Annotated in this window: 20 protein-coding genes; 7 read left to right on the forward strand and 13 right to left on the reverse strand. The window is 60.6% G+C overall.

Going from position 1 to position 21,131, the window contains the following annotated elements; translation table 11 throughout:
- Positions 1–2: 2 nt before the first annotated feature.
- The 13 genes from BLQ12_RS23380 to gspG form a co-directional block, all read right to left on the reverse strand.
- Positions 3–929, reverse strand: coding sequence for a tetratricopeptide repeat protein (locus BLQ12_RS23380; protein WP_092214703.1), 927 nt, complete (start codon positions 927–929; stop codon positions 3–5).
- 455 nt (positions 930–1,384) lie between these two features.
- Positions 1,385–1,792 carry a membrane protein insertion efficiency factor YidD gene (yidD, locus tag BLQ12_RS23390; protein WP_092214708.1) on the reverse strand — a complete coding sequence of 136 codons (408 nt, stop codon included), beginning with the start codon at positions 1,790–1,792 and terminating at the stop codon, positions 1,385–1,387.
- Positions 1,785–3,509 carry a type II secretion system ATPase GspE gene (gene gspE / locus BLQ12_RS23395; RefSeq protein WP_092214711.1) on the reverse strand — a complete coding sequence of 575 codons (1,725 nt, stop codon included), beginning with the start codon at positions 3,507–3,509 and terminating at the stop codon, positions 1,785–1,787. Before gspE ends, yidD begins: the two co-directional genes overlap by 8 nt.
- Positions 3,509–5,662, reverse strand: coding sequence for a type II secretion system secretin GspD (gene gspD, locus BLQ12_RS23400; RefSeq protein WP_254782102.1), 2,154 nt, complete (start codon positions 5,660–5,662; stop codon positions 3,509–3,511). Before gspD ends, gspE begins: the two co-directional genes overlap by 1 nt.
- A gap of 42 nt (positions 5,663–5,704) precedes the next feature.
- On the reverse strand, positions 5,705–6,586 hold the full coding sequence (gspC, locus tag BLQ12_RS23405; protein WP_092214718.1) for a type II secretion system protein GspC: 882 nt from the start codon (positions 6,584–6,586) through the stop codon (positions 5,705–5,707).
- A gap of 10 nt (positions 6,587–6,596) precedes the next feature.
- Positions 6,597–7,460: a type II secretion system protein GspN gene (gene gspN / locus BLQ12_RS23410; RefSeq protein ID WP_092214720.1), complete on the reverse strand. Its 864-nt coding sequence runs from the start codon at positions 7,458–7,460 to the stop codon at positions 6,597–6,599.
- A gap of 12 nt (positions 7,461–7,472) precedes the next feature.
- Complete coding sequence (locus tag BLQ12_RS23415) at positions 7,473–7,994, reverse strand: type II secretion system protein M (protein WP_092214724.1); 522 nt, start codon at positions 7,992–7,994, stop codon at positions 7,473–7,475.
- Positions 7,991–9,448, reverse strand: coding sequence for a type II secretion system protein GspL (gspL, locus tag BLQ12_RS23420; protein ID WP_092214727.1), 1,458 nt, complete (start codon positions 9,446–9,448; stop codon positions 7,991–7,993). The genes BLQ12_RS23415 and gspL overlap by 4 nt, the downstream gene beginning before the upstream one ends.
- A gap of 90 nt (positions 9,449–9,538) precedes the next feature.
- On the reverse strand, positions 9,539–10,639 hold the full coding sequence (locus BLQ12_RS23425; protein WP_092214730.1) for a type II secretion system minor pseudopilin: 1,101 nt from the start codon (positions 10,637–10,639) through the stop codon (positions 9,539–9,541).
- Positions 10,632–11,312 carry a PulJ/GspJ family protein gene (locus BLQ12_RS23430; protein ID WP_092214733.1) on the reverse strand — a complete coding sequence of 227 codons (681 nt, stop codon included), beginning with the start codon at positions 11,310–11,312 and terminating at the stop codon, positions 10,632–10,634. Before BLQ12_RS23430 ends, BLQ12_RS23425 begins: the two co-directional genes overlap by 8 nt.
- A complete protein-coding gene (locus BLQ12_RS23435) occupies positions 11,309–11,722 on the reverse strand; it encodes a type IV pilus modification PilV family protein (protein WP_092214736.1) in 414 nt (137 codons plus the stop codon). The genes BLQ12_RS23430 and BLQ12_RS23435 overlap by 4 nt, the downstream gene beginning before the upstream one ends.
- Entirely contained in the window at positions 11,706–12,272 is a 567-nt protein-coding gene (locus BLQ12_RS23440; RefSeq protein WP_092214739.1) for a type II secretion system protein, read from the reverse strand. The genes BLQ12_RS23435 and BLQ12_RS23440 overlap by 17 nt, the downstream gene beginning before the upstream one ends.
- Positions 12,273–12,312: 40 nt before the next feature.
- A complete protein-coding gene (gene gspG, locus BLQ12_RS23445; protein WP_092214741.1) occupies positions 12,313–12,762 on the reverse strand; it encodes a type II secretion system major pseudopilin GspG in 450 nt (149 codons plus the stop codon).
- A gap of 677 nt (positions 12,763–13,439) precedes the next feature.
- On the opposite strand from gspG, the gene BLQ12_RS23450 reads away from it, so the two are divergent.
- The 7 genes from BLQ12_RS23450 to flgK all read left to right on the forward strand — a co-directional run bounded on the left by BLQ12_RS23450 (position 13,440) and on the right by flgK (position 20,958).
- The gene (locus tag BLQ12_RS23450) at positions 13,440–14,117 is read left to right on the forward strand and encodes a flagellar hook-basal body protein (RefSeq protein WP_092214744.1); all 678 of its coding nucleotides are present in this window, start codon (positions 13,440–13,442) and stop codon (positions 14,115–14,117) included.
- 72 nt (positions 14,118–14,189) lie between these two features.
- Complete coding sequence (flgG, locus tag BLQ12_RS23455; RefSeq protein WP_092214747.1) at positions 14,190–14,972, forward strand: flagellar basal-body rod protein FlgG; 783 nt, start codon at positions 14,190–14,192, stop codon at positions 14,970–14,972.
- Positions 14,973–14,990: 18 nt separating this feature from the next.
- Positions 14,991–15,971, forward strand: coding sequence for a flagellar basal body P-ring formation chaperone FlgA (gene flgA / locus BLQ12_RS23460; RefSeq protein ID WP_092214750.1), 981 nt, complete (start codon positions 14,991–14,993; stop codon positions 15,969–15,971).
- Positions 15,972–16,011: 40 nt separating this feature from the next.
- Positions 16,012–17,109 carry a flagellar basal body P-ring protein FlgI gene (locus BLQ12_RS23465; RefSeq protein ID WP_092214753.1) on the forward strand — a complete coding sequence of 366 codons (1,098 nt, stop codon included), beginning with the start codon at positions 16,012–16,014 and terminating at the stop codon, positions 17,107–17,109.
- 10 nt (positions 17,110–17,119) lie between these two features.
- On the forward strand, positions 17,120–17,542 hold the full coding sequence (locus tag BLQ12_RS23470) for a rod-binding protein (protein WP_092214757.1): 423 nt from the start codon (positions 17,120–17,122) through the stop codon (positions 17,540–17,542).
- A gap of 192 nt (positions 17,543–17,734) precedes the next feature.
- Positions 17,735–18,220: a flagellar export chaperone FlgN gene (gene flgN, locus BLQ12_RS23475; protein WP_092214760.1), complete on the forward strand. Its 486-nt coding sequence runs from the start codon at positions 17,735–17,737 to the stop codon at positions 18,218–18,220.
- A gap of 2 nt (positions 18,221–18,222) precedes the next feature.
- Positions 18,223–20,958, forward strand: a complete 2,736-nt coding sequence (gene flgK / locus BLQ12_RS23480) for a flagellar hook-associated protein FlgK (RefSeq protein ID WP_092214763.1) — start codon at positions 18,223–18,225, stop codon at positions 20,956–20,958.
- The last annotated feature ends 173 nt before the right edge of the window (positions 20,959–21,131 follow it).

Raw genomic sequence — 21,131 nt, forward strand, 5'->3', positions numbered from 1 at the left:
AATCAATACGGAATGGTGAGGGTCAAACCAAGGCAGGATTCATTGCGTTGTTTTTCGAGTTCGCCGCCCCAGTGACGCATCTCTTTCCAGAGACTTTCCCGGACAAGGCGATTCTCTTTGAGGGCGCCGGTGTAAGAGCCATGGATGCTTCCGGAATAGAAGCCAAACCCCACAAAGGCGATGAGGGCCCCCAAGGCGTTGTTGCCGTCGTCAAAGCTTTCGGCGGCGGCCAGCCCCAGGGTGACATTGAGCAGAAAGGCCACGGCAGCGTCCTGATAGCGACCGAGGTAGAGGTAGCCGCCTCCTGGAACCAGGGCCAGGCCCCCTGCGACCATGGGGGATTTTTCGGGAAGGGCTTTAAATCGCTCCAGGCTGTCCAGGATGCCGTGGTAGCCACAGGACCTGTCCACATGGCCTGCGGTGGCTTTGAAGGCGGCCTCGGCCCGGGGCAGGTCCCCCATCTCAAGGCGGGTCCAGGCCATGCGGGTGAGAAGAAGCTGCTGGGCCTCGTCATCGCCCTGGGTCTCAAGCCGGAGGTTGGAAAGAAGGATCACCCCTGCAGACGGGTCCCCTGAACGGGTCAGGCACTGGGCCTGCATCACCCCTGCGGCGAGGACCAGGGGAGAGGCGTCAAAGCGGCGTCGGAAATCGGAAAACGCTTTTCCGGCCTTTGGGTACTGCCCGTCGCTGTAAAGGGACAAAGCCCGGGCATACTGAGCAGCGGCTAGATGCTCGGAGCCGGGGAAAAAATGCATGAACCGGGAGAATTCCGCCGCGGCCTGGGGGTAGTCTCCTGCCTCGAAAAGGCTTCGGGCATAGGAAAACTGCGCGTCTTCATCGATGGTGAGGGTGTCTGAGACAGAGGCGGTGGCGGTCAGGATAACGAACAGCAGGCCAAGGAGGCCTGCGGAAAAAACAGGGTGCTTCATGGGGTCACATGGCTCCTTTGTCCATGGGCTCGGAAATCGGGCAAACGGTTAGCCTTCTATGGTTAAGTGCGTTGAAAAGCCTGCCTCCGGCGGCAAGGTGTGCCACCTTGAAAGCAGGTTGCGGATGCGCTTTGCCCCTCGTTCCTCGGGTCAAATCACATCCGCCTTTCAAACAAACGTCGGCCTTGATCATTGTTTGGGCCATCGGCGAACACCCTTGTCACCTGGAGCGCCGCACTCCTGTGCGGCACGGGTAACGACGGACTAAAAAGCCGCACCGGAGTGCGGCGCTCCGTTCCGGTCGATCTTTCTCGGTTTTATTGAAGGTCGCGGCTCAAACGATGACCAAACTCCAAACGTCATCCAAGACCTGTTTGTCATACCCGTCGTTATGAGATCAGGCAAACATTTTGCCGCCAGCTGCATAAGCTGAATAGCTACAATCCATCTTTTTTTCAATCCCACCCCTCAAAGTGCATGGGCAGCTCGGGACCTTTTTTCCGCGCCTCCTGACCTTTGCCCTCTTTCCACCAGAAATCATTGGCAGACACCGGGTCCCAGGCGTGTCGATGGCCTCCCACCACCACCTGGGGCAGTCGCTTTGTGTCGTCCCCGCCGCACCGGATCAACCGATCGCAGCTTAAAAGCGCTCCTTTGAGCGGGCCGTGTGTTTCTACGGCCTCCCTGGCGTATCGGGCACACGACGGCACATGGCTGCACCGGTTGCCGTCCGTAGACGAAATCAGGGACTTAAAAAGGGAATAGACAAGGGGGCTCTCTTCGGCCTCAGCAAGGCAGGGTCCCGGCAGGAACAGCCCGGACACAAGCATCAGGCAGAAGACCCTCTTCAGCTGCTTACGCATGGGTCACCCGCAGCACCTCTTCAAGGGTGGTCTCCCCCTTGAGGGCGCGATCGATGCCGTCCCGACGCAGGGTAATCATCCCCAGGTTCACGGCCTCGCCCTTGATCAGGTTGGCGTCCGAGGTTTTGACCATGATGCCCTTTAAGTGTTCATCCACCTCAAGGATCTCAAAGATGGCCATACGGCCCTTGTACCCGGTCTGGAAACACGCCTCGCATCCCACGGCCCGGTAGAAATTGCCTCTGCCCGCGCTCTCCATGTCAATCCCGGCCCGTTTTAAAAGCTCGGGGGCGGGGTGAAAGGGCTCTTTGCACAAGGGGCAGAGCTTGCGCACAAGGCGCTGGGCAACAACGGCCTTGATGGCCGATGACAGGAGAAAGGGCTCGATACCGATGTCCACCAGACGGGTAATGGCGCTGGACGAATCATTGGTGTGAAGGGTGGAAAACACCAGGTGACCGGTGAGGGCGGACTGAACGGCGATCTCGGCGGTTTCACGGTCACGGATCTCCCCCACCAGGATCACGTCCGGGTCCTGACGGACGATGGACCGCAGGCCCCTGGCAAAGGTGAGGTCGATCTTCCGGTTCACCTGAATCTGGCCGATCCCCTTGAGCTGGTATTCAATGGGGTCTTCAATGGTGATGATGTTCTTGTCCGGCGAGTTGATGGCCGAAATGATGGCATAAAGGCTGGTGGTCTTGCCGCTGCCCGTGGGCCCGGTGACCAGGATGATACCGTTGGGGTTCTTGATCAGGCGGCCGATGGTGGCATAGGTCTCTTCGCTCATGCCGAATTCGGACAGGGTGAGAAGGGAGCCCGACTTGTTCAGGAGTCGCATGACCACCCGCTCGCCGTAGGTGGTGGGTACGGTGGAGACACGAATGTCCACGTCGTGCTCACCGATGCGCACATCGATACGCCCGTCCTGGGGGAGCCTTTTTTCCGCGATGTTGAGTTTGGCCATGACCTTGATACGGGAGACCAGGGCCGACTGGATCCAGCGCGGCGGGGTCAGCAAATCGTAGAGGATACCGTCCACACGATACCTGATTTTAAAACTGTCCTGGTAGGGTTCGATGTGGATATCGCTGGCCCTTGCCTTGATGGACTGGGAGATGATGTGGTTCACCAGCCGGATGATCTGGGACTCGCTGGTGTCGTCGAGGAGGTCGGCGGTCTCCTCCATGTCGGCCAGGATGTCGCTGCCGCTCTCCTCGATGTCCTGGACCAGCTCTTCGGCCGAGCCCCGGCTCATGTCGTAGAAGGTGTTGATGGCCGACAGAATCTGACCTCGCGGGGCCATGACCTTGGTGACGGGACCGCAGGCAAGACGCCGGACCAGGTCGTCCGCCGCCTGGAGGGCACAGGGATCGTTCATCACAAGACGTGCTTCGCCCTCCCCACCTTCGGGGACCAGGGGAACCATGTAATGTTTTTTCAAAAACTGAATGGGGATGGTCTCGGTGAATCCCCCGTTCATGCCGGCGGTTTCTATGGTGTCCATGATCTCCATGGCATAGACCTCGGCAAGGACCGTCAAAAACTTGGTCTCACTCAGCACCTTGCGCTTCAGCAGCGCCTCCCCGTAATGAATGCCCTGGGTTTCCGCGTAGAGGAAGGCCTCTTCGAGGACGGCCTCCTCCACGTTGTACTTCGTGTGGATCAGCTCGGCCACCACCTTGCGGAAGGGGCTCACTGGCACAATGGGTATCATTACTGTCCCCCTTCGGTACCCGTTGGCGCCACTGCTTCCGGTGCCTCACCGGAAGGCTGGACCCCGTTGCCCTCCGGGTCATCGTCGCCCTCCCCTTCATGGTCCGCGCCGAGGGTAATCACCGTCTCGGTTCGGTCCATTTCGGCCGAGGGTGTTTCCTTGGGAGCCTCGGCCTCCTCGGCCTGAGCCTTCTCTTCAGGCGCTTCCATCTCGACCGGCCCATCAGATCGGTGAGACTTCTCTTCAAGGGCCTTGTCTTCGGCCTCGTTGTAGAGCTTGATGTTGCCCTCGCGCAGGTCGTCGATGCGCTCGCGCTTGTCCACCATGATGTTCTCAGCGTCTGCCCTGCTGCTCACCACCCTCGGGGTAAGAAAGACGTAGAGGTTGGTTCGGCTGTCCGTATCGGACCTGGAGGAGAAGAGATACCGAATCACGGGGATATCCCCCAGACAAGGGACCCTGTACTCCGTGGTATCCAGGCTCTTATCGATGAGACCGCCGATGACGATGGTGCTGTTGTCCTCCACCACCACGGTGGTGTCAACCTTCCGCTGCAGGGTGGTGGGCTGGGAGGTAACATCCCCGAAGACCCGGCTGGTCTCCTGAAAGATCTTGAGCCTCACCCTTTTGTCCTCACTCACCTGGGGCGTGATCTTCAAGGTGATGCCCACGTCCTTGTATTCAAACTGGTTGTACTCGCTGTCCCCGCTGCTGGACTGGGTGAGGTAGGGAATCTTGGACCCCACCACGATGCTGGCCTCTTCGTTGTCCAGGGTCAGGACCTGGGGGGTGGAGAGGATCTGAACGTTGGAGTCCTTTTTATAAGCCGTAATCAAGGCCCCGAGGGAGGGAAACTTCACCCCGCCCACCTCAATGGCCTCGCTGAAGACGCCCAGGGAAAACCCGTTGGGAAACTTGCTCACCCCGTCGGTAGACGCCCCGCCAAGGTTCCCCAGATTGGAAAACCCGCTGCCCCCGTCAAATCCGCCGCCGTAAGCCGCATCTCGCCCGTTGATGGTGGTGTCGTTGCCCACGGTCCACTCCACGCCCAAGGCGCGGTCCGCGTCCACGTTCACCTCCATGATCAGGCACTCAATGTAGACCATCTTCCTGGGGATATCGAGCTTCTGGATAATCTCCTCAAGAATCACGAAATCGCTCTTCTCGGCCATGATGATGAGGCTGTTGGTGGCCTTGTCCGCGATGATGTTCACCCGGTCCGAGGCGATGGCCGCCTTTTTCCCCTTGTCCCCGGAAGTGGTCTTGCTGGAGAGGTTCTGGAGCACCTTGGCCATGTCCTCTGAAAGGGCATTTTCAAGGTAGACCACGTGGATCCGCTCTTTGCCCCGGGGCACTTCGCGGTCCAGCATCTTGACGAGCTTGATGATCTTTTCCGTGGAGCCCTTGCCCGCCAGGATGATAATGGTGTTGGTCCGCTCGTCGGGCACAAAGGTCGCCTTGGACGAGGCCTTGCTCTTGGAGTCCACCTTAAACACGTTGCTCAACAGGCTGGTGAGCTGACCGGCGTCGGCATACTCCAGGGGCAAAATGGAGATCTCCTGCCCCACACCGGTGATGTCCACGCTGTCCACGATCTTCATCAGGCGGCTGATGTTGGAGGCAAGGTCCGTGATGATCAGGGTGTTGGTGGGCTTGTAGGCCATGATGGAGCTGTTGCGGGAGATCAAGGGGGCCAGCAGCTTTTTAAGTTCCGTGGGATCGGCGTACTTCAGGGGTACCAGCTGGGTGACGATGTTGTCGGACCGGTCCGTGGCTTCGGACTTCAGCCGGGTGGCCACACTCTTTTTCTGGGCGTCCCGGGCCGGGACGATCTTCACCAGCGTCCCGGAGGGCACTGCGGAAAAGCCGTAGACATCCAGCACGGACTCAAACACGTGGTAGGCCTCATCCACAGAGATCTGACCCGGTGAGATGACCGTCACCTTGCCGGTAACCTTGCGGTCAATGATGAAGTTTTTTCCAGTCATCTCACTGACATACTTGATAAAGACCCGGATATCCACATCATTAAAATCGATGGAGACGGTCTCTTCGGCTGGGGCAGGTATCTGGGCCTCCTGGGCCTGGACCTGCGCCACCGGAAGCCATGCGAAAAGAATTCCTGCCAGTGCATATACCGCAAATCGTCTCATTGCCCTTTTCATACTCATCCTTGTCCGGTCCTTTTGGTGCTGCTATTCAATGGTATACTCAATGGTCTGAACCTGCCCCATCCGCTTGATCTCAATCTGAACCTCGCTTGCCGACTTCAAATTCCCGTACAGGGCCATGGCGTCATCCACAGATTCGATCTTCTGTCCGTCCACCCCGATGATAACATCCCCGTTTCGAATCCCCATCTTGCGGAAAATCGAATCGCTCTTGATGCCACTCACCGCCATGCCCTCGGGCTGGCCGTTGCGAAAGTGGGGCTTGATGCGGACATCCTTCATGAGGCTGCTGATATTCATCATGGCATCGTTGATGGTGTCCCGCTTCAGGTTCACCTTCTTCGTGATGGACGCCGCAGGCAGGCCCCTGCCATTACGGCTCGAAGCCCCGTTGCGGGGGGATGCCCCGGCGCCTTTGGCCGTCTCCATCATCAGCACCTCGTCCCGCCCCTTGTAGCTCACCACCACGCGATCCCGCAACACCAGCTTGATCACAGCCTCCTGCACGCGGTCACCCACCTTGAACAAATCCTGTTTTCGAGAGACCTCGTCCTCGATAATGGCCCGGGTCACCGCGTCGCCGCCCCCTGAGATCGTTCCCCAGAGTTTCAGCCGAAGCCGCGTCTCAGCCAGGCTCTCCACATCGATGGCCGCGGCCTCCTTTTTCACCTCAGTGCCCGGAACCACAAGGTCGAAGAGGTTTCGGGACAAAATCTCCTTGTAAAACTCCAGGGGTCTTTTCTGCCGCTGCGCGCCGGACTCCGTCAGGGCAACAGCCCCGCTGCCGCCGCTTTTCTCGGGCAACCCGATGCGCGATGTCACCCCCTGATAAAACAGGCCCACGGAAACCGCGGCGATGGCCGACAGGAGAAAAAGGTGCACGGCTGTAAATGCTCTGTCCGTCATAACATCAACCTTATCTTAAGGAGACCCTGGGGTTTGAAAGGGTCCCGCTGATCCGAAGGGGAATACGCCCCCTTTTCAACAATTTCGGGTCCATGAGCATGGAAATGGGCAGGCGGTCGGAGAGCTCCTTGACAAAGCCGGGGTCGGGGTTCAGGGTGCCGCTGATGTTGATGCGGCTGGATTCCAGCCGGCTGGACAGGGAGAGGGTTCCCTTGAGTTCCGCGTCCACCTCGGTGCCTTCCACATGGATGCGGCTGAAGGTCACCTTGGGACCTGTGACCTCCACATCCACCTCAACGGAAGAAAAGCTGAGCTTTTCTATGGGAATAAGAGGGTCGTTGATCCCAACCGTCACGTTGGTCAGGATAAGCTGTCCCGTGCCCTGGGCCGCCTTGTCCCGGGTGAGATCCACGGAGCCGTCTCCCCGGCCGGACAGCGAGACATCCACGGGAAGCCGGTCTTTGAGAAGCGGCGTCACCGTTGCAAGGTCCATCCCCTCCAGGCGCCCTTTGACCCGGGTCCACCGGCCGCTACCATACTGCACACGCGCATCGCCGGAGACCTTTCCACCGAAAAGCAGGGCCTTCATCCCGGCCCCGGGCTGTGAGGAGACCAGGGTCAGCAACAAAGGGGTGACCTTAATCTTCCGGGCCGTTACCGGAGGCAACTCCGGCAGGCTCAGGGCCATCCCCTTCACCGACAGCCCCAGGGGAAAGGCGGGGGACACGCCCTCCACATTGAGGGTGGCCGGGGCAAGCCGACGGTCGGCATGGGTCTCCATGAGGGCCTCGGCAAACTCGCCCGGGAACAGTACCCAGAGGAAAAAAAACAGGGACACCAGGGTCCAGAGGCCGTAGAGAAAAAAAGTCTTCATCAGGAATCCATATTATAAGGTCACGGTTTCGATGGATATCACCGCCGTCAGCAGCTTGCTCTTTTCAATGCGGGTCAGGGAGATCCCGCGGACCCGCACCAGGTCCCCTGCACTCTCTACCCGGTGGAGAAAGGCCGTCAGTTCGGCAATGGGAAGGTCCACCACCTTCATCTCCACCACGGAGAGACTCACCTTGCCGTCCCTGCTCTTCACCGATGAGGGTTTCATGTAACTTACCTTGGAGCGAATCCCCACGCCTCCGGCTACTTCGTCTAAAAAGGCGTAGAGGGTCTCCCCGGGTTTCAAGGCCGAAGAGCCTGCGGTGGTGGCTCCCCTGGCGGCGCGATACTCCCGGGCAAGGACCTCCATCTTCGTGAGTTCGGCTTTCCTGACCTCAAGGAGGCGCTGCTCCGTTGCGGAATTCCCGAACAGGGCAAGGACAAGGGCCCGGCTCCCCAGAATAAGGACCAGGGCAAGGGCAAGGGCCACGGCCCCTTTCTCCCGGATGCTCAACCGTTCAAACCACGCCATCATAAGGCCTCCTCGCCCGATAGGGCTACCACCACCTTGAACTGGAACCGATCTCCCCCGCTCTCTTTGCTGGAAGAGGCGATGGTCACCCCGTCAATCAAGGGGCTCTTTTCCAGGGCGCCCTTCATGGTGTCGATGGCGCTGAAGTCTTCGGCAAGGCCTGAGACCGTCAACTTGCCCTTGACCAGGGTCAATCGGGTAACGGTCACCTTCAGGTCTTTGGGAAGGCTGGTGGAAATGGCTTTTAAAATTTCAATGATCCGCACGCGGACGGCTCCCTGCCCGGCATAGAGGGCCTCCTCCTTGGCCACCCTCACTTTCCCCTCCATGGATCGCAGGAGCACACCTGCAGAAGGGGCCCTTTTGTCCTCTGTAAAGGTGGAAAGGTAAAGATTTTTCATCTGCTGTTCCACGGCAGCCAGCTGGCGACTCGTGTCGTGGACGCCCAGCACGGACCGGACCACCAGAAGCAGGACCAGCACCAGGGCAAGGGCGCCCGTTGAGATGACCTGGCCTCTGTGCTTGGCGATGAACTCGGCCGGGGCAAATCCCTGCCGCCAGAACACAGGGTGTTTCCAGCCGGAAAGGGCCGAGCAGGCAACGGCAAGGGCTCCGTTGTAAGGTCCCTCAGCCCAAAGGGGTTTGACCTCCTCGTCAAGGACAGCGCCCGTGGCGGCAAGGAGACGGGCATGTTCCACGGGCAGCTCGCCCAGGGGGGTCGACAGGGACTCGGGGATCTCCTCCCATCCGGCCACCAGGATCTTTTCGGGGGCCAGCCACTGCGCCTCGCATTCGGCCAGGGCCACCAGGGTCTGCCAGACCTCCCGGGTCAGGACATCAAGGCCGTCCCCCTTCTCGGGCAGGGCAAAATAGCGTAAAAACATCACCTTTCTCTCAAACACCACCGACAGGGTGCAAGAGGAGTTCACCCGCCTCAGGGTAAAGAAAAAGGCATCTTCGTTCCGTGCCAGGATCAGGGCCGAAGCCACGGCGGACGGCGCCAGGACCATGGGCTCCATGCCCAGGCTCTTGAGCTGGACCCGGCGGCGTTCCAGGTTCTCTTCCTGACCGATGAGGGCCAGGATGTCGGAATCCCCTTCCCCTGCCACCCGGCTCTCCCAGGTGATGCGCAGGTCTTCAAGGGGCTCAAGCAGGGTGGGTTCCAGCTCAAAGGGCAGGGCCTTGTCGATGGTTTTCGGGTCCCGAAAGGGCAGGCGCACGCGGCGGATCACCATCTCATCGGCAGGCAGGACAACGGCCACCTTCTCACCCCGGTCCGTGAGGGAGCGATTCAACGCAGCCAGGAGCTCTGCGTCATCGACGGAAGCCCCCGCATCGGAGGCGAGGTCCCTGCGGGCCACGCGGCTGCACGCCGTCACCCGCATGGCTCCGGCCTGACGATCCACCGTAACGGCGGTGGCCCCTTCCTCCGTGATCTCTATTCCCGTTAATTTCACGCGTAACCGTTCCTTATTCTAATCCATGCCGGTCCGCCAACCAAGGCGACCGGCCCATAGGTGATGTCAACCATGCCCGCTGCGGGCTTTTTAAGCGCCCGTCTCCTGCCAGGACAAAACGATAAATGAGTCGCCATCGCGCCTCACCACGGCACGAACCCCAACCCGGATGCCGTCGTCAACGGCCGTGGCCGTGATGGCAAAAACGTTGGAGTCGGTGCGGATCATCGCTTTTTTTATCCCGTTGTTTTCACACCCGGGGCAGGTGTTGTACCACTCCCCGTCCAGGGCGTGGGAAAACTCTTCCTCGCCTTTGTCGACCCGGTACTCCACCATGGCGGTGGCCACCATCTCCCGCTCCATGGGCGAGAGCGTCTTGGGCATCAGGGCAAAGAGCACCGGGAGCTCGGCGGTGTTGATATTGATCCGGCCCGGAAAGGTAAAGCGCCGGACCGTGTCGCCGTCATCTTTGACGTTGGCAGGCTCCTCGCCGTGGACCGTCAGCAGGTCCTTCAGGCGGTACCCGGCCTCTTCCCGGTTCAGCATGGCCTCGTCAATGCCCTTGATGCGCGCCATCTCGTCGATGTGGCGCAGGGGCCCGTTGCCGCAGGGGTAAGGGATCTCCAGGTTGAGGTAGTGGTCGTCCTCGGCCCCGGACAGGCCCGTGGTCTCATCGCCGTCCCCGTCATCAAGCCAGTCCTTCATGGCGTTGATGATCGCCACGTTCTCCCCGAGGCTGTCCAGGGTCTCATCGCTCTTGTTCACGACCTCAAAAAAACGATCCCACAGCTTTTTCTGATCGTTGTTGAAATCTTTTGCCTCGGGATACGTCACCAGGGCATTGACCTGGACCTTACCCAGCTCGTCGGCAATGGAAAGGTCGAGCTGCCCACGGTCAAAGGACATGGCCGAGATGAACTCCTTTAGCTTCTCCTCGTCGGCCCAATCCTCCTGCACGGTGTCGGTGCCCCCCTTCTTGCCGTCGGCAGAGAGAAAGGCCATGCCGATATGCACCCCGGACACGGCCGTGGCCCGAAGCTCCGAGGCGGTGGAGGCGTGGCTGGCTGCCACAAGCTCCTGGCGTGCGTGACGGCTGGTTTCAAACACCAGCACGAACAGGGCCAGCATCATGGAGAGGGTGGCCAGAAGCACCACCCCGTTCTCGTTGGAAAGAGGGCCTCTGCTACCCATCCACGGCCTCCTTTCGAAGGCTGCGCAACGGGAATAGGGCCTCTGCGGACCGTCCCGAGGCTCCTTCCCGGGAAAGGCTCACCTTAACGGCCACGGGGGTGGCCCGGCCGTAGGTGTCGCTGTCGGAGTCCCAGGTCTCCTGCTCCTGCCCCTCGGCATCCAGGCAGACCACCTGAAAGGCTGTCACCCGGGTCATCATCACCGGATGGCCCGAAGCCGGTTCAAAGGGATCATGGAAAAAAAGGCGATCAGAGCGCCTGAGCCGAAGCTCCCCCTTCTCTTCCGTGATGAAATAGACCACCTCGGCAATGCCCCCGAGGGAGCTCTCCCCAAAGGGAAGATGGTTTAAGGTGGTGAACCGGAGCACACTCACTTCCTCCCCGCCCACGGTCTCCCGGGCCAGGGTAAAGCGATAGGGGTCCGGCTCGTCCGTGGAGTCCCCGGGGCTGAACAGGGGGGCCTGATCCACGTAGAGGCCCTCCAGGTCCCGGCCCATCCAGCGGATCGCCTCCCCCAGGGCCAGGTTGTCGTCCCCGCTCTCCTCAAGGCGATGGGCCCCGTTGGAGAGCTGGCTGAAGGCCGTGCCAAGGGTGGCCATCACAAGCCCCATGATGGTGACGGCCACAACAACCTCCATCAGGGTAAAGCCTTTATCACCCGCGATACCCCTCACGACTCCTCCGTCACAAACAGATAATGGGTGGTCCCGTACACGCGGTCGCTGCCGTCCTGGAACACCTCAAGACGAACCCGTTTCAGGCGCTTGGCCACCTCCTCAAACTCTTTGTGCTCCACCTTGGAAGGTGAAAGGCGCCACCGCCATCCCGGGTAATCCTCCCCGAAATCGCCCTCGTCCGAGGAGACCTCGGAGGTGTCACCCACCAGGGTGCTCTCTTTGAGTGTCGAAAGGAAGGCGGCCTGCTGCCTGAAACGCGCCTCACCGGAGGCGGCAACCGACTGCATGAAGAGGCTGTAGATGGCAAAAAAACCGATGGTGAGAATGGACACGGAGATCATGACCTCCAGCAGGGTAAACCCCTTCTGGCCACGTCCTGCATGCAACCTGTCAGAAACCGTTGTCATGGTCCTCCACAATCTCCACCTTGGAGAGAAAGGGCTCGATGAGCAACCGCAGGGTACGCCCGTCGCGCACCAGGAGAATCTCCGCCCCGTCCGAGTATCCTTTGGGGTAAAATCGCAGCATCGCCTCCGAGGACCGCTTGCCGTTGTCCCCCGGAAACCCGGGCAACTCAACGGTCATGTCGTCGGGAAGGGTGAGCCCGCTTTTCCGTGCCTCGGCCGCGGCCTTTTCGTCCATGGCGGCCTCGGCCACCCAGATCTCCCCGGCATCCGTTGCGATATGAAGGCGGTACTCTTTGTGGTCTGCAAGGGCACGCTGCTTCAGATCCTGGACCGTTGAGGCGATGAGGCGTGCCACTTTTTTAGAAGGATCGGTAAAAATATAGGATTCCAGACTGGGAAGGGAGAAGAAGAAGAGGAGAGACAAGATGGTCATAACCACCACCAGCTCCAGAAAAGTAAACCCGGCCTCGGCCCGTCCCCGGGGAATCCCCGGTGCGGTGCCGCCCTCCCGCCTTTCGCACGGTTCGGTCCCGACGTGGACATTGCACATCGTTTTCACCCCCATCGACGCATGGCGCACCCGCGATGGGCTAGTCGATATCCCAGTTGTTGATATCCTTGGCGGTTCCTTCACCGCCCGGAAGGCCGTCGCCCCCGTTGGAGGAGAGATCCACGTCCCCGTTGGAGCCCGGGGAGACATAGATGTACTCGTTGCCCCAGGGGTCTTTGGAAATCTTTCGTTTGGTGAGATAGCCGCCGTCGGGCCACTTGCCCATGTTGCCCGAGGCGGGCTTTTCAACCAGGGCCTGCAGGCCCTGTTCGGTGGTGGGGTACGAGCCGTTGTCCAGCTTGTACATATCCAGGGCGGTTTCAAAGCTGCGGATATCGGCCTGGGCTTTGACAATCTTGGCGTCATCGGTCTTGCCGATGATCCTGGGCGCCACATAGGTGGCGAGGAGTCCGAGAATAAAAATAACCACGATCATTTCGATCAATGTAAACCCGTCTTCGGAAGAAGATCCGGAAGTCTGTTGCAGCATAAGTCCCTCTCGTCCGTTCAGCGCCTGCCGGCGCATCGTATTTTTCACTGTCGTCCGTCAAAAAATCAGGGTGAGCCCACAAAAAATACCGGCGTCGCGCCCGTTCGTTCCGTCCACCTTAGGGGGGTATACCTTCATAAGACAAGTCATATCGGGTGTGCCATGCAAGCGACCGCAGGATCGTTTTTGCGAAGTCATCTCAAAAAAATGTCCCGGCTCCCAACCGTTATGTATCCATACATATTCATAGAAGCCTCCATCTAATTATAAGAATTCTGGCCAAAATTCAAGGAGAATGCCACGATCGCAGGGCTGTCGCAGCTTTCTTTGACCGCACCGACGAAAAAATACCGCGACGCCCCGGGCGCCTCCCGTTCTGCCCGTCACTGCTTTTTCGCCCGCCCAAGGGGGAAATATTTTCCCTCGGCACGGCCCGCACCGCCCATCCCGTCACAGGGTCGTCACCTCCGGGAATTCCGGCGTCGGCATCCCGACGCAACCGGTATTAATTGCCCACGCAGGCCCCGAGGGCACCGCAGCCCCAAAAATATCTACGGGACACACCCCCTTGTTATTCAAGAAAAAACCATCCCACAGACCCCATCGCCCCTGCCATTTTGCCACACTGGCATCCATCTTGCTTTGTATTCTCCCAGCAACTGACCAAGGAGAGACACATGCTGTTTGAGATGACACGATCCGCACAGGCGGGCCTCAGAAAAGAGAGACAACACGAGCTGATTTCGAACCACCTGGCCAACGCCAACACCACGGGGTTCAAAAAGGACATCCTCTCTTTTGACCGGACCTTGAACCCCATCCTCACCACGGATTACAGCCAGGGCAACCTCATGGAAACGGGGAACACCCTGGACCTGGCCATCGAAGGGGACGGTTTTTTCAAGATCAACACCCCCTCGGGCACACGGTACACACGGGACGGTAACTTCACCGTGGACGCCATCGGGCGCATGGTGACCCAGGACGGCCATCCCGTCATGGGAAAAAACGGGGCCGTCACCCTCACCGGCGACGACATCTCCTTTGGGGAACGGGGCGAGGTGATCATGGACTCCATGGTCTTCGACAGCCTGGACCTGGTCACCGCAAGCGACATGCGGGCCTTCATCAAGGAAGGGGGAAACCTCTTCACCCTGGACCCCGAAAAAGGAGCCGAGATCCCGGCCTACGAGGCCAGGCTTCACCAGGGGGCCTTGGAGGGTTCCAACATCTCCACCGTCACCGAGATGACCCACCTCATCGATGCCCAGCGCATGTTTGAGTCGTCGGGGAAGGTGATGCGAACAAGCGATGAAACAGACGCACGAGCCAATCAGATGGGACGCCCGGCATAGACGACAGTCCGTCCGGGCTAAGGGCATAAAGACAGACACCACGTACCAACCAGCAGCAAGGGAGCAGACATCATGATGAGAGGACTCTGGACAGCAGCATCAGGCATGGGCGCTCAGCAGATGCACATCGACACCGTCTCCAACAACCTGGCAAACGCCAACACCACGGGCTTTAAAAAAAGCCGGGCCAATTTTCAGGACCTCATGTACCAGACCCAGCTCATCGCAGGGGCCCCCACCCCCTCCGGCGGTCAGGTCCCCACGGGCATCCAGGTAGGTATGGGCGTCAAGCCCTCCAGCGTCCAGAAGGTCTTTACCCAAGGGGACTACGTCCACACCGGCAACGATCTGGACATGGCCATCGAAGGGGACGGATTTTTCAAGGTTCTCCACGGAGAGCAGGAAGTCTTTACCCGGGCAGGCAATTTCACCCTGGACAGCGAAGGCTTCATCACCAGCCCTGCAGGGGACCGCCTCCAGCCCGAGATCGCCATTCCCTCGGACACCGTGCTGGTCACGGTCACCGCCGACGGCACCCTCACCGCCCACGGCCAGGAGGACACCATCCTCATGACCGCCCAGATTCCCCTTTACAACTTTGCCAACCCGGCGGGCCTTTTTGCCATGGGCGGCAACCTGCTGCGCCCCACCGAAGGCTCCGGTGAGCCCATTGAGGGTATCGCAAGCGCCGACGGCTTCGGGTCCCTCACCAACCAGTCCCTTGAGATGTCCAACGTGAACATCGTCGATGAAATGGTGGCCATGATCGTGGGCCAGCGCGCCTACGAAGCCAACTCAAAGGCCCTGCAGACCGGCGACCGCATGATGGAAACCGCCAACAACCTCAAGCGGTAAGGACACGGCCCCATCGTGATGCCCTTTTCCCATACCCGACCCATGATCCGCAGGAACCCCATGCCCTGGTGCCTGCTGCTCATGGGCCTGCTGCTCCTTCTCCCGGCGGCCTCCGGTGCGCAAAGCGCCCCGGCCGTGCGCCCCCGGGTGGAGGTCACGGGCTCTGCCGTCAGGGTCTCCGACCTGTTCGCCGGGCCCCTTCCCGCAGCCTTGAAGCGGCACGGGGACACCACCGTCTTCAACGCCCCCATGCCCGGCAAAGAACGCTTCGTCCCCGGCGCCTTTCTGGCCCGGAAGCTCTCCCTCCTTGCCGGGGCCAAAGCCCTTGAGATCACGGCTCCGAACCGTGTCTGCCTTGTCAGGAAAGGCCAGCGCCTCAGCGACAAGCGCCTTCTCCCCTTTCTGGAGGCGATGGCCCGAACCACCTGGAAGGGTTCCGTTGCCGTCTCAGAGCTCCGTGTAACGGGACGACGCACCCTTCCCCTGGGGTCCCTTGCCCTCACCCCCGATACAAAACGAGCGCGCGTCCGCAAAAACCGCATTGAGCTGCCCGTTGCCGTTTCGGTTAACGGGACATCCATGGGCCGGCTCACCCTCTCCGGGGAGGCGCACATCATGAAAAACGTGGTGGTGGCATCCGTCTCCATACCGAAGGGGGAAACCCTTTCCGCCGACCAGATCACCCTGGCCTCACGCCCTGTCTCCCCTTCCGGGACAGACATCCTCACGGACCCGGCCCTGGCCGTGGGACGAGAAGCCACCCGGCCCATCGCCTCCGGCACCGAGCTCACCAGCCGGCTCGTGAAAGCCCCGCCCCTTGTCAAGCGAGGCGACGGTGTCCGCATCCGCTACACCCAGGGGGGCCTTCTCATCACCGCCACGGGCATCGCCCGGGAGACCGGCGGCCTGGGGGATTTCATCAAAGTCAAAAACAGCCGCTCCGGAAAAGGCATCACCTGCCGCGTCATCGGCCAGTGCCGCGTGGAGCCGTTTTTATAATGCCGCACCCATTCACCCTTAGCCCGGACCAACGAGAGTCATGAAAAAATACCTGCTGACATACCCCGCCGTCTTCACCGCCCTTTTGCTCCTGGCCCTGCCTTTACCGGCCCGTGCAGAGCGCCTGAAGGACATAGCCGCCATCCAGGGAGCCGCCCCCCTTCATCTGACGGGATACGGCATCGTGGTGGGCCTTGCCGGTACCGGCGACAAAAAAGGGGCCGACTTTACCCAGGAGTCCCTGGCCAACATGATGACCCGCATGGGGGTAAAGGTGGACAAAGACGCCCTGAAGCTGAGCAACGCCGCAGCCGTCATGGTCACGGCCTCCCTGCCGCCCTTTGCTCGGAAAGGCACACGCCTCGACATCACCGTCTCCTCCATCGGCAACGCCAAGAGCCTGGGCGGCGGCACCCTTTTGACCACGGCCCTTCGCAGCGTGGACGGTGAAACCCGGGCCCTGGCCCAGGGGGCCATCGCCATCGGCGGGGCCGGCACGGCCAAGGCCAAAAAGAACCACCTCCTGGTGGGTCGCATCGCCAACGGCGCCAGCGTGGAGCGGGAACGCGACACCGGATTTTCCCGCAAGCACCGCCTGATCCTGAACCTGAACAACCCCGATTTTACCACCAGCAGCCGGGTGGCCCTTAAAATCAACGACACCTTTGGTAAGAACACGGCCCGCACCCTGGACTCCGGGGCGGTGCAGCTCACCATGCCCTCCTACATGCAGGGGCGCGTCACCGAGTTCATCGCCAAAATCGAAAACCTCACCGTCACACCGGACACCCCGGCCCGCATCGTGGTCAACGAGAAGACCGGTACCGTCATCATCGGCGAAAACGTCCGCATCGGCACCGTGGCCCTGGCCCACGGCAACCTCACCCTCACCGTGACGGAGACAAAAAACGTCTCCCAGCCCAACGCCCTGGCCCCAGGCGACACCGTGGTCACCAAGGAAAAAAGTACCGACATGACCGAAGACGAGGCCCAGGTGATGCTCATGCCCAAGGGCACCACCATCCAGGAGCTGGTCAATGCCCTGAACGCCATCGGTGTCAGCCCCCGGGACATGATCAGTATCTTCCAGAGCATCAAGGCCGCAGGCGCCCTGCAGGCCGAGCTCGTGGTCATATAAAGGAGACACCATGCCCGTTTCATCCCTTACGGCTCGCACCGCCCCGAAGGTGGACACCCCGCCCGCCAACCCTGAAAAGAAAAAGCTCAAAGAGGCGTGCCAGAACTTTGAAGCCATCTTCGTGGGCCAGATGCTCAAGGAGATGCGCCCCCAGGGGGACGACCCCGTCTTCGGGGGAAGCCACGCACGCAAAATATACGAGTCCATGCAGGACGAACAGATGGCCCAGCACCTCACCAGCAAGCGGAGCCCCCTGGGCGTGGGGGAGCTCCTCTACCGACAGCTGGCGGAAAAGGTCGATGCCACGGCAAAGAGCGCCGAAACAGCCCCCCGCTTGGGAGGCAAGCGCAGCGCCGAGCAAGGGGCTCTGGATTCCGCGTTCAAGGCTACGCCCCTGCCCTCCGGGGTGCCCCCGGTCCAAAACGACTGGTAAGGGGAACCCGCCAGGATGCCTGAAAAGCATTGAAACTGGCACAGAACATGCAATTTCAATAACAGCAAGGCCGCAGGTGGGAAAATGTTTCCCACCCGGCGGCTCCCAACAGAGCAGACACGGCCTTGATACAGGCCGTACCGAACCGGGTTTACGTTAGAATGCACCACCATCTGAGTCACGGGGGAAATTATGGCAGCACACTCCATCATTGACCTGCTTGAAAAAAAAGAGGCCCTGTACACCGAGCTCCTCGCCATCGTGGACGAAGAGAGCCAAAGCCTCTCTACCATAGCCCTGGATCGCCTCTGGGCGTTCACCGAAGAGAAGAGCCGCCTCTCCGTGGAGATTGATGCCTTACGGGATGAAATCCTCCAGCTGGCCTCCGCCCGCCTGGGAATCCAGACGGGCAGCGTGCCCATGCACCTTCGCGAGCTCCCCCGGCTCTTTTCCGAACACGAGCCCATGATCGCCCGTTCCGTGGAGTCCATTATCTTTGTGAAAGGGAAAATCCGTAAAATTGCCGAGTCCAGCGTCTCCTTTGTAGAGAACTACCTGGAGACCGTGGAAGAGATCATCCATATGCTGACCTCCTCCACCTCCGACACCAAGATCTACGGCATGGACCGCCACCTCATGGAGCCCGGCGGCTCCCTGCTCATCCACGGGGAGGCCTGACCATGGGTTTTCGCATCACCATGGACATTGCCAAGGGTGCCCTGGCAACAGCCGGAAGGGGGATGTCGGTCAACGGCCACAACATCGCCAACGTGGACACCCCGGGCTACAGCCGCCAGACCGAAACCATCACCACCAACCGGCCCTACACCATCGGCAGCACCCAGCTCGGCACCGGTGCCACCCTGGAACACGTGAACCGCCATGCGGATCAACGCCTGGAAGAGCGCCTGGCCGACCAGAAGTCCAAGTTCGCCACCTACGATGAGGCCATTGTCTACATCGACAACCTGGAGGCTCTCTTCAACGTGGACTCCGACACCCACCTGGGCAGCCTCATGAGCAACTTCTGGCAGGGATGGCACGAGGTGGCCAACCACCCGGACGACCCCTCGGCACGTTCCGTGCTGCTGGAATCGGCCACCAACCTCTCCGGTCAGTTCAACACCCTGTCCAACGACATCAACCGGCTGAAGACAAACGTCGGTCAGGACATCGACGCCGGGGTGGAGCGGGTTAACACCATCATGGGTAAAATCGCCAAGCTCAACACCGAGATCTTCATCACCGAGTCCACCCGACCGGCCAACGACCAGCGGGACATGCGCGGCCAGCTCGTCACCGAGCTCTCCGAGTTTCTCAACGTCAACACCGTGGAGCAGCCCACGGGCTACCTCTCCATCATGACCAGCAACGGCTACCCCCTGGTGGTGGGAAACCGCTCCTACGACCTCACGAGCAACCGCGGAAGCGTGGGCTGGGAGACCTCGGCCGGAGGCATCGTGGATGTCTCCCGGGCCATCACCCACGGCAAGCTGGGAGGCTGGCTCATGGTCAAAGACGACATCCTCTCCGAGGTGGACCAGAACCTGGACTCCCTTGCAAAAGAGGTCATCTGGCGGGTCAACAAGGTCCACAGCCAGGGCGTGGGCACCAGCTACCACCAAACCGCCGTGACCTCATCGGAAGCCCCCGCCGGTGGCAACCTCTACAACCTGGCCTACGGCGACCGCATCGACTACGACGGGGGCATGAAGGTCTGGGCAAAAAAACTCAACAGCCCCAACCCGGCCACGGCCGTGGAGGTGGACACCGGCATCTCCACCACCTCCCCTGTCAAGTTCACCGGCACCGGCATGCCCATGAGCCGATACCGGATTACCGTGGAAGAAGGGGGCACCGTGGGCCCCGGGGCAGACGACCCCGTCCTCCGCTGGGAACGCCTGGGAGCAGACAACACCCCCGTGGCCCTGGGCCGCTTTGCCATAACCGGAGAAAACAAGTTCTCCAGCACCCCGCCCGTGGAGGGCATCGGCTTTGACATCGGCAAAGGGCGCCTCGTGGCCGGAAACGTGTTTGAGTTCAACACCTCGGAGGCCGGCATCGCCAACCCCGTCGAGTTAAGGGGCATCCCCGAGGGCCGGGCACGCTGCGCAGGGGACCGCTACACCCTCACCGTGGTTGAAGGGGGCGGCTCCATCGAGAACGTCTCTCCCAAGAACCCCATGATCCTGGAGTGGCAGAACAGCACCGGCATGGGCACCATCCGCATCGAAGAGCCCGAAGAGGCCCAATTTGACGTGGACGGCATGACCCTGTCCATCGACAAGGGGACCCTCATGAACGGGGACAGTTTTGTGGTCAAAACCGGGGATGCCGGGCAACCCCTGGACCTGGAGGGCAACACCACCGCCGAACAGAAATCCTCCTGGCACTGGACCACCTTCTCCCTGGCCGATCAGTTCAACAGGCAGGCCTCCGAGGCGGGCGTGGACCTAAGGGCCTTTATCAGCAACACCGGCAACTTTGAACTCCGGCCCGATTTCGGCGTGGCCTTTGCCTTTTCCGACAGCACGGCACGTGACGGCGGCGTGGCAGCGGCCCTGGGGCTCAACACCTTCTTCAAAGGCCAGGATGCGGCCACCATCGACATCGCCGAACTGGTCAAGGACCCGTCGAACATCGCCGCAGCCCGGGTCCGCGGCGCAGGGTCCGATGCCATTACCAGCAACCTGCATGTCACCAACCCCGAGGTGCGTCCCGTTGAGATCAGCACCGCAGGCGGACCCGCCGTCCTCTATTTCGAAGAAGACGACGTGCCCAAGGCCATCACCGTGGATCCCCGTATCCTCACCTCCCGGGGCGACCTCCACACCCTGGCCCACGACATGGAACAGGCCATGAACGCCGCGTCCAACCTCAGCAACCCGTACAAGGTGCGCTACGTGGAGAACGAAAACCGCTTCGAGTTCTCGGAAAACGACGGCTCGCCCCTGCAGCAGCTCACCCTGAGGTGGGACCGCTCCCCGGCCCTGGCTGAGCTCACCGGCTTTCGCCCCGAGCCCGAGACCTTTGTCCCCGCAGCCGGGGACTACGGCAAGATCAACAACGAAAACGCCCTGCTCATGGCGGACATGCAGCACGTGGAGAACACCATGCCCCACTACGCCTACACACGGGACCGGGGTGCCGTGGCAGAGAGCCTCACCACCACCCCCGACGGCTTTTACCGGGACATGCTGGGCTCCATCGGGGTCAGGGCCTCAAGCTTCAGGAAAGAAAAGGAGATGGGGGGCATGATGGTGGAAAAACTCTCGGACATCAGGGAGTCCATCTCCGGCGTCTCCGTGGACGAAGAGCTGGTGCGCATGCTTGCCCACCAGCAGGCCTACCAGGCCGCCTCCAAACTCATCACCACCAGCGATGAGATGCTGCAGACGTTGTTGAATATGAGATAGTAAGGGCTTAAGGGCTAAGGGCTAAGGGCTAAGGGCTAAGGGCTAAGGGCTAAGGGCTAAGGGCTAAGGGCTAAGGGAAAATGTTAAACAGAGCAACTGGAGTCAACAGACCATGGGGAAAAAACCGTTTTCTTTGTTGAATGACCTTGATGGGACAAGCATTCCACTAATCG

Source organism: Desulfoluna spongiiphila (assembly GCF_900101345.1).
Classification (GTDB): Bacteria; Desulfobacterota; Desulfobacteria; order Desulfobacterales; family Desulfolunaceae; genus Desulfoluna; species Desulfoluna spongiiphila.

Excerpts from the sequence above, each read along its gene's own strand:
- BLQ12_RS23380 (WP_092214703.1), bottom strand. The coding sequence starts at position 929 with ATGAAGCACCCTGTTTTTTCCGCAGGCCTCCTTGGCCTGCTGTTCGTT.
- yidD (WP_092214708.1), bottom strand. The coding sequence starts at position 1,792 with ATGCGTAAGCAGCTGAAGAGGGTCTTCTGCCTGATGCTTGTGTCCGGG.
- gspE (WP_092214711.1), bottom strand. The coding sequence starts at position 3,509 with ATGATACCCATTGTGCCAGTGAGCCCCTTCCGCAAGGTGGTGGCCGAG.
- gspD (WP_254782102.1), bottom strand. The coding sequence starts at position 5,662 with ATGAGACGATTTGCGGTATATGCACTGGCAGGAATTCTTTTCGCATGG.
- gspC (WP_092214718.1), bottom strand. The coding sequence starts at position 6,586 with ATGACGGACAGAGCATTTACAGCCGTGCACCTTTTTCTCCTGTCGGCC.
- gspN (WP_092214720.1), bottom strand. The coding sequence starts at position 7,460 with ATGAAGACTTTTTTTCTCTACGGCCTCTGGACCCTGGTGTCCCTGTTT.
- BLQ12_RS23415 (WP_092214724.1), bottom strand. The coding sequence starts at position 7,994 with ATGATGGCGTGGTTTGAACGGTTGAGCATCCGGGAGAAAGGGGCCGTG.
- BLQ12_RS23425 (WP_092214730.1), bottom strand. The coding sequence starts at position 10,639 with ATGGGTAGCAGAGGCCCTCTTTCCAACGAGAACGGGGTGGTGCTTCTG.
- BLQ12_RS23435 (WP_092214736.1), bottom strand. The coding sequence starts at position 11,722 with ATGACAACGGTTTCTGACAGGTTGCATGCAGGACGTGGCCAGAAGGGG.
- BLQ12_RS23440 (WP_092214739.1), bottom strand. The coding sequence starts at position 12,272 with ATGTGCAATGTCCACGTCGGGACCGAACCGTGCGAAAGGCGGGAGGGC.
- gspG (WP_092214741.1), bottom strand. The coding sequence starts at position 12,762 with ATGCTGCAACAGACTTCCGGATCTTCTTCCGAAGACGGGTTTACATTG.
- BLQ12_RS23450 (WP_092214744.1), top strand. The coding sequence starts at position 13,440 with ATGCTGTTTGAGATGACACGATCCGCACAGGCGGGCCTCAGAAAAGAG.
- flgG (WP_092214747.1), top strand. The coding sequence starts at position 14,190 with ATGATGAGAGGACTCTGGACAGCAGCATCAGGCATGGGCGCTCAGCAG.
- flgA (WP_092214750.1), top strand. The coding sequence starts at position 14,991 with ATGCCCTTTTCCCATACCCGACCCATGATCCGCAGGAACCCCATGCCC.
- BLQ12_RS23465 (WP_092214753.1), top strand. The coding sequence starts at position 16,012 with ATGAAAAAATACCTGCTGACATACCCCGCCGTCTTCACCGCCCTTTTG.
- BLQ12_RS23470 (WP_092214757.1), top strand. The coding sequence starts at position 17,120 with ATGCCCGTTTCATCCCTTACGGCTCGCACCGCCCCGAAGGTGGACACC.
- flgN (WP_092214760.1), top strand. The coding sequence starts at position 17,735 with ATGGCAGCACACTCCATCATTGACCTGCTTGAAAAAAAAGAGGCCCTG.
- flgK (WP_092214763.1), top strand. The coding sequence starts at position 18,223 with ATGGGTTTTCGCATCACCATGGACATTGCCAAGGGTGCCCTGGCAACA.